Genomic DNA, 14,960 nt, shown 5'->3' on the forward strand with positions numbered 1-14,960 from the left:
TACGGATGATGTTCTCAAAAATGGCTCCTTCTGTGTCTTTGTTGTCCGGCTACGTACGCGTCGGGATAGAAGAAGGCCGTGATGGTGTCGCCGGCATCCTCCGGATAGAGGCTCAGGTCATAGCTGGCCAGACACGTGGCCGCTTCCACCGCGTCTGTGGTCCCATGGAGGCGCAATTGCTCGATCATGAAGCGCGCCACGATCCGCTCGTCGCCTGGGAGTTGGCATCACGCTTTGTGTTCCATCAACTGCGGTTGCTGAGCGAGCAACTGCAGGTGTGGCCGAGCCATATCGTGGTACGCCTGTACGACGAAGCGCAGCGATTGTCCAAGCATTGGCGCACCAAGATAAACGCACATTGAATGCAAATTGGAGGATCAAATTCCGACCGGGTAGCCATCCTTGCGGTGATCGGATGCCGCTACATAACCGCCGTTATCCAAGCGCAGAGCTGCCTGGGCACTGCCGAACTCGGTATCAAAGCGTTTGGCAACCGCGATCGGATGCCCGCGTGATGTCAGTCCCTCAATCACCGCTTGCGGCATATTCCATTCGACGGCGACGCCATAGTTGTCGTCAAGTACGCGCCAGCGCGGCGCATCGCTCGCGGCCTGCGGGTTCAGTCCCTGATCGACCAGGCGGGAGACCATCTGCATATGACCCTGCGCCTGCATGGATCCGCCCATGAGGCCGAAACTCATCAGCGGTCGGCCATTTTGCATCAGGAAACCGGGGATGATGGTGTGGAATGGACGTTTCCCAGGCGCTACTTCGTTGGTATGGCCGTGACGCAAATTGAAGCCCCAGCCGCGATTTTGCAAGGCGATGCCGGTATTGGGGACGACCACGCCCGAACCGAATCCCTTGAAGTTGGACTGAATGAACGAAACCATCATGCCGTTGCGATCCGCCGTGGTCAGGTAGACGGTGCCGCCACCAAGCGGTTTGCCGATGCGGGCCGGCGCTGCGCGTTCGGGGTCAATGAGCTTGGCGCGTTTTGCCAGATATGCCGGGTTGAGCAGGTCGGCCGCTGTTACTTCCGTCATGTGATCCACGTCGCCGACGTATTCATGCAAGTCGGCAAAGGCCAGTTTCATTGCCTCGATCTTCAGATGCATCGCCAGCGCGCTATCTTGGTCCATGACCTTCAAATCGAAATGTTCAAGCATGCCCAACGCCATCTGTGCCGCAATGCCTTGACCGTTAGGCCCGATCTCGTACAGTTCAACATCCCGGTAGCGGATGCTGATCGGCTCGACCCAGTCCGCCTTATGTGCGGCGAGGTCCGCTTCGGTGATCGCACCGCCGGTATTGCGCGCGTGGTCGGCGATCGCACGGGCCAGGTCGCCATGGTAAAAATCGTCGCCCTTGGTGCGCGCGATGCGCTCGAGTGTATTTTCCTGTCCCGGGCAAATGAAGCGCTCGCCCTGAAGTGGTGCCCGGCCGTTGGGGGCAAACGCTTCGCCGTAGCCCGGCTGATCGATCAGTTCGTCGATCTGCTTTTGCCACTGATTGTGGACATTGTGCGAAACCAAATAGCCGTCACGCGCATAGCGCAGCGCTGGTTCGAACAGGTCTTCGAACGGCAGGCTGCCAAAGCGTTCCCACATGGCGCGCCACGCTGAAACGGTGCCTGGCACAGTCACCGAGTCCCAACCCCGCTTCGGCATCTCCTTGTATTTTGAAAAATACTCGCGCGTCCATGCGGCCGGTGCGCGGCCCGATCCGTTCAAACCGTGCAATTTGCTGCCATCCCAGATCAGCGCAAACGCGTCGCCGCCGATACCGTTGTTGCACGGCTCGACCACAGCCAGGGCGATTGCCGTGGCCAGCGCTGCGTCGACCGCATTGCCGCCGCGCAGCAGCATCGCCAAGCCGGCCGAGGAGCCAAGCGGCTGCGAGGTCGTCACGACGTTGTCGGCGACCAGCGGCAAACGCTGCGACGTGTAGGGGAAGGTCCAGAATGCGCATTGATTCGATGGCATGTTGTCTTGATGTAAATGGCGGCCCACGTGAGGTCTGGCGGCGACCGGTAAGGAAAATCGGTTGCAGGCTGGGCGGTCACGAAAGGCGCGCCTGGGAATGAGCAGAGTCCTCCGTCGCTGCATCGGCGCGCTGAAGCCGGTGCCGGTGCGTATGCAGCCACTGTAGTCAGCCAAGTCGTCTACGTGGTTAAATTTCTGGAAATCTATTGTTAAGCTGAATTGAATGATCCGCATCGAGAACTGGCAGCTTGTTTCGGCATTGGCGCCCTTAAACAGGGGTTTGGCAGCACAGGCTACCTGCCTGGGAAGGGACTGCGTGCCGCGAGTGCCGGCACCGAGTGACCAACGGGCCGATGTTGCAGCCCGTTACAGGCGATGCAGAGATGCCCGCTCGTTGCCCTGGCATTCCGCATGCAAGTGCAGACTGCGTTGTAGGACAGCGCCCGCTGAACCATTGGCGGCGCGTTCCATACAATGAACGCAGCGCGTTGCCGGCGGCGGCAGCCGACAGCAAGGAGCCGAAGATGGGCAAGCCAGTATTCTCACTGCATCGGATCGACAGCGCCCTCGCACTACACGGGCACCGGTCTCGCGTGCTTCATGTCTTTGATCGCCTGGCCGGCGCAGCCACGCGGCAGGCGGGCTCGCCTACGGCATTCGTGCTGGCGGTCGGCGTCGTGGCGGCGTGGGCTTTGACGGGTCCTGTCTTCCACTACTCCGAAACGTGGCAGCTCGTGATCAACACTGGCACCACCATCGTCACCTTCCTGATGGTTTTCCTGATCCAGCAGAGCCAGAACAAGGACGCCGTGGCCGTCCACCTGAAGCTGAACGAGTTGCTTGCCTCGCACAGGGAAGCGAGCAACATGCTAGTCTCGATCGAGGAACTCGATGAGGACGAGTTGCGCCAGTTGGTCACCTTCTATCGCCAACTGGCGGAGCTCGCCGACAAGGAAGGCGGGCTCAAGCGCAGCCATTCGCTGGACGAGGCCCGTGAGAACCACGTGGCCAAGTACAGGGGACGTGCGGCGCGGCCCGGTGGACAGCCCACGCGCAGCGGCGACGCTTCGCCCGGCGGCACCAGGATCCCTGCGCATTGAACCGGCGTCCATACCTGCAAGGAGACTGTCGTGCCAGACATCAGCAAGCAACGCAATGATGCATCGTGCCGGCGCGTGGTGCTGTACGGCTGCCCGGATTCTGACGATGCCTGCAGCACGATCCGCAGACCCGGAGCGTGGGCCAGCCGGGCGCCGGCTACGGGCGAAACGAGCATTCGCTGGCCTACGTGCGCGGCGTGTATGTGGCGGCGGGAGGTGTGCTGGCATGAAGACGATCACCTGGGGCGCTTCCGGTCTGTCGGCGCTACTCGGCACCGTTGCGGCCGCTGAAGGCTTTGGCGCTCGAGCGTCGAGGGGAAAATATGACAAAAAAGAAGGCGCGATGGTGTCGCGCCTCTGGGTGCCGAGACTCATACACGGGGAGCGTACAGTCGGGAGAGGCAACGGCCTCTAAGATCAATCTACGCTAAGGTGGCGTATATGACAACTACTCCGAAATAACATCAGAATTAACAAATTCCTCACATTATCCGGCCGGCCAGAATGGGTGACAGTGGCGCGCGCGGTACCGGCGGCCATAGGGCGCAGTCCGACTTGCGCGTGCGGAGCCCATAAAAAAAGCACCCGCTGCCGGGAAGGAGTGTGTGCTGAAGGAAAGACGGGGCAATCGCGTTTGCCCTGTGTCACTCTAGTGGAGTTAGGTCAGAGAGAACATAACTCTCTCGATGGGATGCGCTGGCGGAACTGTATAACGCGGGACTTGCTAGGTGCGCTGGGGAGTGTGCGGCCAGGCATCGCAAGGTAGTCAAGGCTGGCCCACGTAGGTTGCCGTTCAGCGCCTCTTGGCGACGCTGTCCAGAAAGTTGCGTCCGTGGTTTGTGAGGCGAACTTGGCTACGGTCGTGTGCTAGTCGGTCCAGTTGCACTAGCTGCTGACGCACGAGGCTTTTGAGGTCGGCAGGGTCCAATTCGAAATTCCCGTTTGCACTATCGAGAAGCATCAAGGCGGCGATTTCATGAGGACTGAGCATCTTCGTCTCCTGCGAAGGGGAAAGGATTGCTGAAGGTCATGCAGCCGGCGGCTGCGCCGTTGAAAAGCCAACTTTCTATCGCCATGTCCAACCTCGCAACGCAGGATACATTTCCTTACTGCATATGACAAAGGGAAGTGACGTCCCTGCTTCCTGAGCGCCTTGGAAGTGGCGTCAGGGCGATTCACCCTCTGATGGTATGCGCTGGTGTACTAATCGTAAGGCCTGTGTCTGGGTGTAACGTAGCCAGACCGCCGCGGAACTCCTTCCTCTTCTCGCTTGTCCTTTTTGTATAGCGCGCGGGGCCGCGATGTGGCATCGCTATGCGCGACGACCCGCAGAAGTACCAGTAGGAGACAGTGATGAAATCAATCCAAAAGATGTGGCTTGCTAGCGCTGTTGGATTGCTTGCTGCTTCGGGCAATGCGGCTGCCTGGCGGGATGTCGGCAGTATACTGGCTGCAACGGATGGTGCTCCCCCCATGAGCAGTGCACCGGGCATGCCTGGGCTTCCCGAGGCACCAAGCAATCGCACCGTGCCAAAGTATGACTCCGCCGGCATGGCGAAATCTGCCCCGTCTGCGGAATCCTCGACAAAATCCAGCGACAGTGCCATCACGATGAAAGTGAAAGCCGAGCTTCTTGCCACGGAAGGGATCAGGCCAACCGGAATTCGAGTGTGAACTGAAAACGGTGTCGTGCACCTCGAGGGGAAAGTGCAAAATGACTCGGAGAAGCTGTCCGCTCTGAATGCAGTCCGTGCAGTGGATGGCGTGCAATCAGTGGTAGATGGTATGCAGGTCCGGAAATAGGCTGGAGCAGCGGTGCTAGCCGAGGTGCAGCAACCTGAAATGTCCGAGCATGCAGTGGCTGACGCGCGGCATTGAAAGCGCGCGGGATAGGTCCGCGATACTGCGCGCGAAAAGCGCCTACGGCGCTGCGAAAGGGCTCAGGCTGGCCGCGCGCGGCCTACGCGCAAGTCCCGACCTGCTGTCATGGCATCTCGCAATGACGACCGGCCTATAGGACAAAATCCGGGATGAAATCGGTGCGCACCCGATAGCATTTGCGCATGGCGCGAAGGATACAGGAGCCGTCAGAGAGAGATTGCCGAAAGTTGAGATATCTGTATGGATATACAGCATCGCCTTGTGAACATCTCTCCGTCTCTTTGATACTGAGCGATACTCCTATGCGGGCCGGTATCCCAGGGCCTTTAACGGCTTCCCTCAACACCCGTGTCGGGCCACGCACTCAGCGGTTCATTGATCGGCGTTCTGCTCAGGCTCACGCCGTCGCGCGCCCTCGCGGTCCGGTCTCACGCAGGAACAGCGCAAGGATGATTGCAAGCACGATGCCGCCGATCAGCCATATGCTTGCTGCACGGAACACCGCCAGATTCATTGCGCCGCCATTTGCGATATGGGCGAGCACCTTACCATATGCGGGCGTGAGCAAAGCGCTGAATGTGAACACGAGGAAGTTGATCGCTCCGGTCGCGCTGCCTTTCACGTCGTCCGAATTGACTTCCTTGATTATCGTATAGGGCAACATGGCCGCCCCCGAGCCGATGCCAAGCAGCAGGCCGAGCACGTAAGGCGGAACCACGCCGGGCGGCAGATAGAAAATGCCGGCACCGGACACAAGCATGAGCAACGCGCCTGCGATCAGCACCGGCTTGCGCCGGCCCAGATGGTCGGAGACGTACCCGAGCAGCGGGCAGCCGATCACCCAGCCGAGCGGCACCATGCTGGCGCGATTGACGGCTTCGGAATAGCTGATGTGGAGACCGTTGTGCAGGAACGGTATACCCCAGATCATGTCACCGATCGTGGTCGGCAAGAACAGCAGGCCAGCGCAGAAGCCGCAAAGATAAGACTGCGGGTTGGACAGCACCTCTTTGTACGGCGCGAACATCTTCAGCAACGAGCCTTGGCTTGCTGGGCTGTCGTCATGGCCTGCCGGCGTCGCGATGAACACCAGTACGGCAATCACAAAGATTGCGAGGCCAGACAGCCACCAAAACTGCTGCCACGTGATGAGGCCGTGAATCAGCTGGCCGACGGCGAACTGGCCCGCGAACCCGCCCAGCATTCCGAAGCATTGAGTGAAGCCGACCGCTGTCGCGAGATAGCGCGGGGGAAAGCCATGTGTGGCGAGATACACGGCCCCGATAAATGCGCACGCCGAGCCCGCGCCTTGCAGCAGGCGGCCGATTTCCGCGATCACCACGGTGCCCAGGCCGAACAGTGCTGCCCCGACGGCAACGAGAACGATGCCAGCTGGAATGACAGCCTTGCCGCCGAGCCGGTCGAGCGCCGCGCCGACAACGATCGAAAACACCGAATAGCTGTAGTAGTACAGGCCGACGAGCGCGCTCACGCCCACTACATCGCGGGCGAACGCCGCGCTCAGCTCGGGCATCATCACGCCCGGCGCGGAACGCAGCGCGTACTGCATGAAGTAGAACACGACGCAAAAGATCCATGCGATCACAAAACCCATGTGTATGGTCTCGCGGTCTGATGCAAGGTTTGCAGTAGTGCTCGCGACATTGCTGGACATGATTCGATCTCCCTTGGACGACATTGGCCCGTACGCACTTGCGCAAAAGCACTACCGGAACAGATTGACCTTTGCGAGGTCGATAAGCTGCTGTCCCCGACCGTCCATCACGGCACGGAGCATGAACAAGCCAAATCTGTACGCCTGGTCTGCGGTGGCCGCAGGAGGCATCACGAGTTCCTGGCGCGCGCTCACTACGTCAACCAGGGCGGGGCCCGGGTGTGCAAAGGCTTCGCGCAGGGCGCCTTCCAGGTCTGCGGGACGCTCGACGCGCACGCCCTTGATGCCCATTGCATTGGCCATCGCGGCAAAGTTCGGATTCTTCAGGTCACATCCGGTATCCAGGAACCCATTGGCCTTCATCTCCATTTCCACGAAGCCTAGTGTTCCGTTGTTGAGCACGACGACTTTGACCGGCAATCCTGCTTGAACGAGCGTCAAAAACTCACCCATCATCATGGTGAATCCGCCGTCACCGGACATCGAAATCACTTGTCGGTCCCTGAAGGCGGCCTGAGCGCCAATGGAATGCAACAGCGAGTTGGCCATCGATCCGTGATTGAACGATCCAATCAGACGCCGCTTGCCGTTCATCTTCAGGTATCTGGCAGCCCATGCGACGGGCGTGCCGACATCGCAGGAGAAGATGGCGTCGTCATCCGCAAGCTCGCTGACGAGCCGCGTCACGTATTGCGGATGGACGGTGTTTCCGCCTGCTTCGGGCTCCGCCAGCGCGTCCAGATGACTCCGAGCCTTGCGATAGTCTTCCAGTGCCCGGTCGAGGAAGCTGCGGTCGGTCTTCTCGGCAATCAGCGGAAGCAGTTCGCCGAGCGTATCCTTGACGGTTCCCAGCACCCCGAGGTCCAGCGGACACCTGTTGCCGAGCGCTTCCGCCCTGATATCGACTTGCGCGATAGTGACCCCTTCGGGGTAGAACTGGCGATAGGGGAAATCGGTACCCAGCATCAGCAGCATGTCGCAGCTTTTCATCGCGGAGTAACCGGATGCGAATCCAATGAGTCCCGTCATTCCGACGTCGAACGGGTTGTCGTACTCGATGTACTCCTTGCCTCGCAGCGCGTGCACGATGGGGGCCTGCAGCTTGCGGGCGAGTTCGACGACTTCCGCGTGCGAATCCTTGCAACCAGCCCCACAGAGCAATGTCACACGCGACGACCGGTTCAACAGATTTGCGAGTCTGGCAACTTCGGCGTTCGATGGGCGAATCAACGGAGCCGAAGGCGCGCTCCAGTTCGGCACAGATTTTGTGAGCGGACCAAGTGCTACATTTCCCGGGACGACAACCACCGCGACGCCTCTACGTCCGATTGCCGTCCGAATGGCACGGTCGAGAATCTGTGGCAATTGCTCCGGACTCGATACGAGTTCGACATAGTGACTACACTCCTTGAACAGCACCTCGGGATGGGTAGCCTGAAAATAGTCGGTCCCGATTTCCGTACTTGGAATATGCGCAGCGATAGCGAGAACAGGAACACCGTTTCGATGGCAGTCAAACAAGCCATTGATGAGGTGAAGATTCCCAGGACCGCAGCTTCCACAGCATACAGCGAGTTGCCCCGTGAGATGAGCCTCGGAGCCAGCGGCGAAGGCCGCGCTCTCCTCGTGCCGCATGTGGACCCATTCAATCGAACCATTGCGACGCAGGGAATCCGTGAATCCGTTCAGTGAATCCCCCACCACGCCATACACGCGCTTGACTCCGGCGCTTGCAAGTGCACCAACCATGTAGTCGGCAGCTATCGTTGCCATTTCGCATCTCCATTCAAGGTGGGTAATTGCTGCAGATCCGTCGCTTCCTCAAAGAGGCACAGCGGACACAACCTGCGTGAGCGCATCGCCCTTTGACATGGGACGGTGCAAACCTGTCTCGGCGATCACCAATCGCGGAGCGCCGGTGTTCGTTGGCTTCGAGGGAAAAGTTAAGAAACGCGGTGCTTGCTGAGCTGATGGGGCCCTTGCTCAAACAGGGCTTCGGCATCATCTGCCGGTTTGATGATAGGCAGCAAGCTCAATTGCGCCTATTACATGAATCTGGGATCTCGGGATTCCCGGAGCAGAACGGAGAACGAGAACGGCCGCCATCGAGTCACGCCCGGGAGCCGGACATTGGAACGAAGCGGAGATCGACGCTTTGGCAGGTGGTTGCGCATCTGCCACTGAGTCCTGGCAGCGCGATGCCGGAACTAGAAGTTGTGGCGGATGGCCAATGCTCTGCTGTAGCAGGTGTAGATCGCCTTGAGCCCGTAAGCGAGCGACCCTTCTCCATGAATGCCAACAACGGACCGGTTGTTGGTAAGGCGGGCAGTACCACCGGGATGCGTGCCATCCGTTGCGGTCGTGGCGTTGGAATACTCGAGTGCGGTATTCGCTTTTCCCGCTTTTGAAAGGAAGCAAACGCTTTAAGCGCTCATACCACCTGAGCATTACTTTCGTGGATTTGTCCTGTCGGGTCGGCAATCCACAAAAAGAATGGTGGCCGGCCGAGAGCGGGCCGGGCGCACCAAAGGGCGGGACGTCGAGTCTGGGAGAACGCCGACATACCCGAAGGCGGTGGCCGAGCACGGGAACGACTGCGGTGCACCGAGGACCCCGTGTTTGCCGCTGTCGCAAACTCAAGGTGATCCGATCGTAGCTTCGATGAAGCAGGATCGCTATTACATGAAGCTAGAGTGTCGGCGACATCTTTCACCTGGAACCGTCCCGCCGACTGAGCGTTATGAAGTGATCGAAGGGGCTCATTGCTCGGTCGCTACATCGTCTTGCGGTTTCGCGAAACGACATATTCATGTAGTGCAAATTGGCAGCTACCGGACGTTGGTCGGATACTCGCTTTGCTATAATTCAAATGGTATTTCTATTCACAGTGATAGCGGGTCTTATCCCCTCGGCCACAATGAGGGCCGCGCACGCTGACGCAAGATGGAGGCGGTTCCGTGGAGTCGGTCAACGAATTTGTGTGCATAGTAGACGACGATTCACGCGTCCGGGAAGCGCTCACAAGCCTGCTGCGCGCCCATGGCAAAAGTGTGCGGTCGTTCAACTCAGGGCACGAGTTTCTGGAAGAAGCTGAGTGGGACACAGTGGCGTGCCTGATTCTCGATATGCGCATGCCCGCCATGAGCGGCCTGGAAGTCCAGGAGCAGGTTATTAATCATTCTCATGCTTCCATCGTGTTCATCACGGGCAGGAATGATGTGCCTTCCACGGTATTGGCAATGAAGGGCGGCGCCGTCGATTTTCTGACGAAGCCCGTCAGTGAGGATGCCCTGCTCCGAGCCGTTGACACCGCAATTGCCAAGACGCGAGCACAGCGCAGGGAAGCCGCGGAAGCTGCAGCGCTACGGGCGCTTTACGAAACCCTGACACCAAGAGAGCAAGAGCTTCTCCCCTTGCTCGTCGGGGGTATGCTGAACAAGCAGGCAGCTGACGTACTGGGGATCACTGAGTACACCGTGCAGGTACATCGCGGTCACATTATGAAGAAGATGCAAGCGGGCTCATTTGCCGCACTCGTCAGGCAAGCAAGCCGGCTGGGGCTGGAGACACACCAGCCTGCCAGGGGAGGTTAGCGCCGCCCGCGCTGCTCACGAGGCTCGTTCGAGGTGTCACCTCGTGTATTGAGGCAAGCAGATCAGCTCACAAGTACCGTCGCGGCAGCGAAGACGTAGCCAAAACCACGCTCCGTGCGAATGATGTCTCCCGCGACCTGCCCCATGCCTAGCTTTTTGCGGAGACGCGCAACTTGTGCATCGATCGCACGCTCATAGACTTCGTTGTTGTGCAGCCGGGAAAGCTCAAGTAGTTGGTCGCGACTCAGCACGCACTGCGGTGCGTTCAGAAATGCGGCCAGCAAGTTGAACTCGGCATTGGTCAGCGCGACGACAGCTCCATCCGGTCGGATCAGGCGACGCAATCGAACGTTCAGCTCCCATCCCTGGAAGCGATAGGCGCGAATACGCGTCAGCCGGTCCGCTACCGAGTAGCGTGACCGGCATCGACGCAGCAGGGCACGTATCCTGGCGAGGAGTTCGCGGTTAGAGAAAGGCTTGACGAGATAGTCATCAGCCCCCAGTTCCAGCCCCATGACACGATCCGCCTCGTCGGACCGACCGGCTAACAGGATTATCGGCAAGTCGGAGTCATCCCGCAGTCGTTGGGTTAGTCGCAATCCGTCATCGCTGGGAGGCTTTACGGCAACGATCAACAGGTCGATGGTCTCGCGAGCCAGTGCATCCTCAACTCCGCGGGCATCCGGAAGCGAGGTTACGCGTATGTCGTTGGTGCCAAGATAGTCGACGATCAGCTGGCGCATCTCAGGATCATCGACGGCGACTAGGATATGCACGGTATCGGTAGGCGAGGTTGCTGGTCTCATGTCTGTCGCAAGGTATTGGCGATCGCCATACAGTTTATCGATGCCCGACTCGACGCTGGGTGTTGCCGCCATGCTTGGGGCGGCGTCGCGACCGTCGGATTAGAAGGAGTCTCAGTTAGATTCCATGCTTGCCGGAACTGCTTCCATTGCGGGAGAGTCGAGCAAATTCGAAGTGCGGCAGAATTGTTTGCATGGATGTATGAAGCCGCGCCCGGTGATGCAAGGCGCCATCCGCCGTCGCGGGACCCTAGCGAGCGTCGGGATCCCACTATTCGCGTAAGTTGCCCGGATGATAGGTAGCCCAGTGATGCTTCGCAATTACATAAAGCTGGAATCCGATTCGCGGGACGTAGTGTGGGGCGGCCCGAGACCTGTTCGTCGATATTACATCGTTCAGTTGGCCAGGGGCGCAAGGTAAATGTAAATGCTCTACAACATTCATGTTATTGGAATCGGGAGGCTTGCCTTCTAGAATCCCTAGTTGCGGATTTCCCTCGCTGCGGAGCCCGGCTACACGTAAAGGGCCGCTTGCTCGAGCGGCAGGGTGGAACGGTCGCGGTAGGGAGTTCAGCGATATGGCACCGTGACTTATGGTGCGGCTTCATCTTGTACCGTGGATCGGTCCTGCGATACTACATATTCATGTACGTCTAGCCTTCAGCAGTGGGGCATTGTTGCCTGTCCTTTCGCTTCGAGTGAGGAACCATCGCTGTGCCGCCCAGAGATCGTAGCTGCCGCAGAGTCGGTCATATGCGTCGAGGCGAGCTCTTGCTCTGCGCTGATCGTGCAATGTGGTCGAAGTGGCCGCTAAGTGCTCGGAAGCGGCTATATTTCTACTATACCGTGCGGCCGAAGGGAGGCTTTGCCTAGATGCTGTCCCGAAATGCGAAAGCCATCGCAGTTGTCGACGACGACCGCAGGGTACTGAATTCGCTCGCGAACCTTCTCGCATCCTGTGGCTATGAAACTCAGCTTTTCATTTCAGCGGAGCTGTTTCTGGCTGCGGAGATGTCCGACTTCCTATGTGTCATTACAGATCTCAGCATGAGGCCGATCGATGGTCTGGAGGTGCTCCATCGTGTCCGAAGTCGGCCAGATGCACTACCGGTAATCATCATCACCGGGAAGCCCGGCGATCGCCCTGAGTCGTTCTTTCTGGAACACGGTGCAGCAGGCTTCTTTCGCAAGCCAGTCGATGGAGATGCGCTGATCGCGCTCATTGACCAATGTCAGTGACCCCATCGGTGGATGGAATGTCGGTGGCAGCGTCCGCTGGTCCTTGCGCTCATCCACCGCGGGTCCTCGCCCCGCTGTTCGGCAGGTCACGGCATGCAGGTCATATTTCAATTGTCATCGAGTCTCGTTGATTGGTCACAAGACTGAAATCGGTGTTGGACAGACTCAAGCTTGCCTATCAATGGCATCGTCCATACACCGACTACAGGAGTTCCGTCATGAACGTGAAGTTAGAGCTGCTCACTCCGGGCAACTGCCAGTTGATAGATCATCAGCCGCAGATGCCCACACGCATATCTCTTTCTGGTGTGTCCTGCTACCCATTGGAGCGCTCGCATTCGTCAGCGCCAGCATCGCGCGGCAAAGCAGGGCAACTTGAGTCAAAAAATTGAATATTGCCCATGATTTTGCGCCGTCAAAACACGTACCTGGCTTGTGCCCGTCTTCGTGCATGGTATGCAGCCATCTCGCTTTCCGCCGCGTTCTCTGCACCGGCCTGCGCCGATCCGGCGGTCCACCTGGCATTTGGTCGAGATCCATCGCATGGTATTGACAAGTACGAAGTCGGCATCAACTGGAACTCAGGCTTTGCCTGGGGCAACCCGGAGGGTTGGCAAGCCAGGCTGCAATGGGAGGTGGAGCTTGCGCAATGGGATTCGAGAAGCGGTGCCAACCGTCAAAGTGTGACCGAATTCGGGTTCTCGCCAATCTTCCGGCTTGAAAAGCGTGGCGGGTCGCCCGTACCGTTCCTGGAGGCCTCTGTCGGACCCCGGCTATTGAGCCATACGAGCACGTCGGATCAGCACAACTTCAGTTCCGCATTCCAGTTTTCGGACATGATCGGCATGGGCCTCGCGTTCGGTGCGAGGCAAGCAGCTGAAGCTGGCTTCCGCTTCCAGCATATATCGAACGCAGGCATCAAGGAACCCAATCCCGGCAGCAATTTCTACACCGCCTACTTGCGCTACCGTTTCTAAGGGAAGCTATAAGGCGCTCTCACGGGCGGTCTTCAATCGCCCTTGGTGTTCCCCAGCGATGGCTGATTTGAGCGCTCTATCGGCTGAGCGTGAGTCAGGAATGCGAGAAGGTACGCCTGGCGGGTTGATACCGGGCGACAGGCTGCGCGCGCGGCCGGGCAACATGAATATGTAATAGCCGGTACAGGTAGCGTCCTATTACGATGATGCGTATGGTGCGAACGTCCGGTCGCATGATAGTCGTGGGATTCTCGCTTCCATATCGCAATTCTTTGCCTCCGTCGCGTTGACCTCTTATCAGCCGCTGGGGGACCCTTGTCATTCAATCTGTAAATAATGGTGACGTCGTCATGGCTTTCAGGGAGCAAGAAGGGCGCCGATGCCGCATCGCTCACCGGCCGAAGTTCGCGAGGGTGGCGTGGACCCTTGGCCTGCTGCATGGATGCAGCCGGTCCCCGTCAACCAGCGTGCTTGGGGCGTATTACCCCGACTGGCTCTTCTGCATCGTCGGTGCCGTGGTGGCCGCTGTTCTGATTCGGCTGCTGTTGCTGCGCACCGGGCTCAACGACTGGCTCTCCCCCCCAGCCATTGCTTACCCAGCTCTGTTGGCGCTGCTGGCGTTCGCGGGTTGGCTGTTTTTTTTCTGACGTCTATCGAGAGCAGAAGCACATGGAAGACAGCACGCACAGCCGAAGGAAGAAGTTGTTGACCATCCTTCTTCTGGCGACGGCTATCGGATTAGGGGTCATCGTTGTCTGGCGCGTGGATACAGAGCCTCGGACCGATGATGCGTTCGTGTATGCCGACACGATCAATGTGGTTCCCGAGGTGTCGGGTCGGATCGTGAACCTGGCCGTTCGGGACAACCAGCGTGTGAAGAAAGGGGACCTCCTGTTCGAACTGGACCGGCGTCCCTTTCAGGATAGTCTGGACAAGGCCCGCGCTTCCCTGGTTCAGTTGGACCAGCAGATCATGCTGGCGCAGCGTTCGGTCAACGCACAGGTACTGAATGCGTCTGCGGCTCGGGCCAGCGTCGATCGGGCCCGTTCTGCAGCGAAGCAAGCGGCAGACACACTGCACCGGATGGAACCGCTTGTCGAGAAGGGATATGTTTCGGCCGATGAGCTGGACAAGGCGCGAACCTCGGCGCGAAGCACCGCAGCGGAACTCGAGTCGGCAGAACTAAAGGCGCGCGAGGCGACGGCTGCGGTCAGCGGCGTGGACGCATTGCAGGCGCAGCGCTCGGTCGTGCAGGCGGAGATTGCGTCCGCGGAGCTGAACCTTGAATTCTCCACGGTGAGGGCACCATTCGACGGTGTCGTGGTCTCGCTTCGAACCACACGCGGTCAGTTTGCGTCGGCGTCTTCGCCCGTGTTCACGCTTATCGACACGACACGATGGTATGTCATAGCGAATCTGCGCGAGACAGAGCTGGTAAATATCGGGCCCGGCACTCGGACCACGGTCTACCTCATGAGCAAGACTTCAGTGCATTTCGAGGGAGAAGTCGACTCCGTTGGATATGGCGTGGCACCCGACGATGGCGGGAGCCTGGCGCAAGGGTTGCCGAAAGTCCAGCGTAGCCTGAACTGGGTGCATGTGTCACAACGGTTCCCGGTGAAAATCCGGATCAAAGACCCGAATCCGGATCTCTTTCGAGTTGGAACTTCCGCGGTGGCTACATTCCACCGCAACTGAGCGGAGTGA

The 14,960-nt window shown here is 59.0% G+C and carries 14 protein-coding genes and 2 pseudogenes; 11 read left to right on the forward strand and 5 right to left on the reverse strand.

Annotated features, from left to right (window positions below; genetic code table 11):
* The first annotated feature begins 5 nt into the window (after positions 1 to 5).
* On the forward strand, positions 6 to 362 hold the full coding sequence (locus ACZY0R_RS40775; protein ID WP_488867170.1) for a hypothetical protein: 357 nt from the start codon (positions 6 to 8) through the stop codon (positions 360 to 362).
* 15 nt (positions 363 to 377) lie between these two features.
* Here ACZY0R_RS40775 and ggt read toward each other — a convergent pair whose 3' ends face one another.
* On the reverse strand, positions 378 to 1,985 hold the full coding sequence (gene ggt / locus ACZY0R_RS40780; protein ID WP_488867172.1) for a gamma-glutamyltransferase: 1,608 nt from the start codon (positions 1,983 to 1,985) through the stop codon (positions 378 to 380).
* 524 nt (positions 1,986 to 2,509) lie between these two features.
* Between ggt and ACZY0R_RS40785 the strand changes: the two genes are divergently transcribed.
* The 4 genes and pseudogenes from ACZY0R_RS40785 to ACZY0R_RS40800 all read left to right on the forward strand — a co-directional run.
* Positions 2,510 to 3,085 carry a low affinity iron permease family protein gene (locus ACZY0R_RS40785; protein ID WP_488867174.1) on the forward strand — a complete coding sequence of 192 codons (576 nt, stop codon included), beginning with the start codon at positions 2,510 to 2,512 and terminating at the stop codon, positions 3,083 to 3,085.
* A gap of 226 nt (positions 3,086 to 3,311) precedes the next feature.
* Positions 3,312 to 3,500 carry a hypothetical protein gene (locus ACZY0R_RS40790; RefSeq protein ID WP_488867176.1) on the forward strand — a complete coding sequence of 63 codons (189 nt, stop codon included), beginning with the start codon at positions 3,312 to 3,314 and terminating at the stop codon, positions 3,498 to 3,500.
* Between the two features lie 938 nt (positions 3,501 to 4,438).
* Entirely contained in the window at positions 4,439 to 4,759 is a 321-nt protein-coding gene (locus ACZY0R_RS40795; RefSeq protein WP_488867178.1) for a hypothetical protein, read from the forward strand.
* A 12-nt stretch (positions 4,760 to 4,771) separates the two neighbouring features.
* Positions 4,772 to 4,888 (forward strand): annotated as a pseudogene (locus ACZY0R_RS40800) (BON domain-containing protein); the annotation flags it as partial.
* Positions 4,889 to 5,363: 475 nt separating this feature from the next.
* Here ACZY0R_RS40800 and ACZY0R_RS40805 read toward each other — a convergent pair.
* From ACZY0R_RS40805 to ACZY0R_RS40815, 3 genes and pseudogenes are all read right to left on the reverse strand, one after another.
* Positions 5,364 to 6,641: an MFS transporter gene (locus ACZY0R_RS40805; protein ID WP_488867180.1), complete on the reverse strand. Its 1,278-nt coding sequence runs from the start codon at positions 6,639 to 6,641 to the stop codon at positions 5,364 to 5,366.
* 51 nt (positions 6,642 to 6,692) lie between these two features.
* Positions 6,693 to 8,414: a ubiquinone-dependent pyruvate dehydrogenase gene (gene poxB, locus ACZY0R_RS40810; RefSeq protein ID WP_488867182.1), complete on the reverse strand. Its 1,722-nt coding sequence runs from the start codon at positions 8,412 to 8,414 to the stop codon at positions 6,693 to 6,695.
* Between the two features lie 476 nt (positions 8,415 to 8,890).
* A pseudogene (locus tag ACZY0R_RS40815) lies at positions 8,891 to 9,040 on the reverse strand (porin); the annotation flags it as partial.
* 558 nt (positions 9,041 to 9,598) lie between these two features.
* Between ACZY0R_RS40815 and ACZY0R_RS40820 the strand changes: the two are divergent.
* On the forward strand, positions 9,599 to 10,234 hold the full coding sequence (locus tag ACZY0R_RS40820; RefSeq protein WP_488867184.1) for a response regulator transcription factor: 636 nt from the start codon (positions 9,599 to 9,601) through the stop codon (positions 10,232 to 10,234).
* 62 nt (positions 10,235 to 10,296) lie between these two features.
* Here ACZY0R_RS40820 and ACZY0R_RS40825 read toward each other — a convergent pair whose 3' ends face one another.
* Positions 10,297 to 11,040 (reverse strand): response regulator, encoded by a 744-nt coding sequence (locus ACZY0R_RS40825; protein WP_488867342.1) that lies wholly within the window; start codon positions 11,038 to 11,040, stop codon positions 10,297 to 10,299.
* Positions 11,041 to 11,910: 870 nt separating this feature from the next.
* Between ACZY0R_RS40825 and ACZY0R_RS40830 the strand changes: the two genes are divergently transcribed.
* The 5 genes from ACZY0R_RS40830 to mdtN all read left to right on the forward strand — a co-directional run bounded on the left by ACZY0R_RS40830 (position 11,911) and on the right by mdtN (position 14,951).
* Positions 11,911 to 12,276 carry a response regulator gene (locus tag ACZY0R_RS40830; RefSeq protein ID WP_488867186.1) on the forward strand — a complete coding sequence of 122 codons (366 nt, stop codon included), beginning with the start codon at positions 11,911 to 11,913 and terminating at the stop codon, positions 12,274 to 12,276.
* Positions 12,277 to 12,494: 218 nt separating this feature from the next.
* Positions 12,495 to 12,668 carry a hypothetical protein gene (locus tag ACZY0R_RS40835; RefSeq protein WP_488867188.1) on the forward strand — a complete coding sequence of 58 codons (174 nt, stop codon included), beginning with the start codon at positions 12,495 to 12,497 and terminating at the stop codon, positions 12,666 to 12,668.
* A gap of 9 nt (positions 12,669 to 12,677) precedes the next feature.
* On the forward strand, positions 12,678 to 13,253 hold the full coding sequence (locus ACZY0R_RS40840; protein WP_488867190.1) for an acyloxyacyl hydrolase: 576 nt from the start codon (positions 12,678 to 12,680) through the stop codon (positions 13,251 to 13,253).
* Between the two features lie 350 nt (positions 13,254 to 13,603).
* Positions 13,604 to 13,900, forward strand: coding sequence for a YtcA family lipoprotein (locus ACZY0R_RS40845; RefSeq protein WP_488867192.1), 297 nt, complete (start codon positions 13,604 to 13,606; stop codon positions 13,898 to 13,900).
* Between the two features lie 22 nt (positions 13,901 to 13,922).
* Positions 13,923 to 14,951: a multidrug transporter subunit MdtN gene (gene mdtN / locus ACZY0R_RS40850; protein ID WP_488867194.1), complete on the forward strand. Its 1,029-nt coding sequence runs from the start codon at positions 13,923 to 13,925 to the stop codon at positions 14,949 to 14,951.
* The last annotated feature ends 9 nt before the right edge of the window (positions 14,952 to 14,960 follow it).

This window comes from Cupriavidus sp. F041 (assembly GCF_057814235.1).